This is a genomic window from Brevibacillus borstelensis (assembly GCF_037834415.1).
In the GTDB taxonomy this organism is placed as follows: Bacteria; Bacillota; Bacilli; order Brevibacillales; family Brevibacillaceae; genus Brevibacillus; species Brevibacillus borstelensis_A.
Genome location: NZ_JAUMSJ010000095.1, coordinates 1 through 1,182, shown reverse-complemented (window position 1 = coordinate 1,182; position 1,182 = coordinate 1). Strand labels below are relative to the sequence as shown.

Here is a 1,182-nt window from a genome sequence, read left to right as displayed (position 1 = left end):
AAGGTCGTGCTGGAGGTCCTCCGTGAAGAGCAGACCGTAAACGAAATTGCTGCCAAGTATGAACTAAGTCCGGTTATGGTAAGCCGGTGGAAGGCGGAGTTTCTTGAGCGTGCCTCATTGGTGTTCGAAAAGAAGACCAGTGAAGCAGATAAATTGAGAAAGGAGTACGAGAGCAAGCAAGAGCATCTTGAAAAGCTGGTTGGCCAACTCACTGTAGAGGTCGACTGGCTCAAAAAAAAATCTGGTCTTAAATGAATCACTGGAAACCCGAAAAGCGATGGTCGAACGGGACAATGAAATGATTACGGTGAAACGCCAGGCTGATCTGTTGAGTGTAAACAGGACAAGCGTCTATCGCCCCTGTAAAGAGCATCGCGAGAGCGAAGAAAACATACAGATCATGCATCGGATCGATGAAATCTATTTGAAACATCCCTACTTTGGCTATCGGCGTATGACAATCTTTCTCCGAGACCACGGATTTGAGGTCAATCGAAAGCGCGTACGCCGTCTTATGCAAGTGATGGGACTTGAAGCGATCTATCCAAAGCCCAACCTAAGTAAACGGCTCCACGCCAAGTACACTCGCCCTTATCTGCTTCGAGGGCTCACCATTGATCGTCCGAATCAGGTCTGGGGAATCGATATCACGTATATCCGGATGGGTAAGGGATTTATGTACTTATTCAATATCATCGACTGGTATAGCCGTAAAGTCATTGATTATGAGTTATCCAGTACACTTGAGAAAGGCTTTGTTCTGAAGTGTCTGAGACGTGCATTCAGCCGCTGTAAACCGGAGATCATGAACAGTGACCAAGGCTCTCATTTCACCAACGCCGATTACCTCGAACTCCTAGAGAGCGAGGGCGTCAAGGTATCGATGGACGGGAAAGGCCGGGCAACAGACAACAGCCGCACAGAGCGATATTTCAGATCGCTCAAGTACGAATGTATTTATTTGAACGAATACGAAAACCCTCGCGCGCTGCGTAAGGGGATAGCTTGTTATGTCGAATTTTACAATCAGGAGCGCCCTCATCGATCTCTTAATGAAGCGAAGCCAGACCAATTCTACGCACACCCATTTGAAGAGATTGCATCGTAAATACAAGATTACACGAGAAGGAGGACGTAACTTATTCCTCGAAAGTTCGTGTCTTGACAATGGGGAGCATTACA

1 protein-coding gene is annotated in these 1,182 nt (G+C 47.0%); it reads left to right on the top strand.

Annotated elements, in window-relative coordinates; all coding sequences use genetic code 11:
* Positions 1–1,108 (top strand): IS3 family transposase gene (locus Q3F21_RS27100; RefSeq protein ID WP_425341312.1). Its coding sequence is split into 2 segments (ribosomal slippage), with 1,110 coding nucleotides annotated over them: positions 1–233 and positions 232–1,108; the frame shifts between segments, so codons are not numbered across the junction. This gene is flagged as partial in the annotation.
* Positions 1,109–1,182 lie beyond the last annotated feature (74 nt).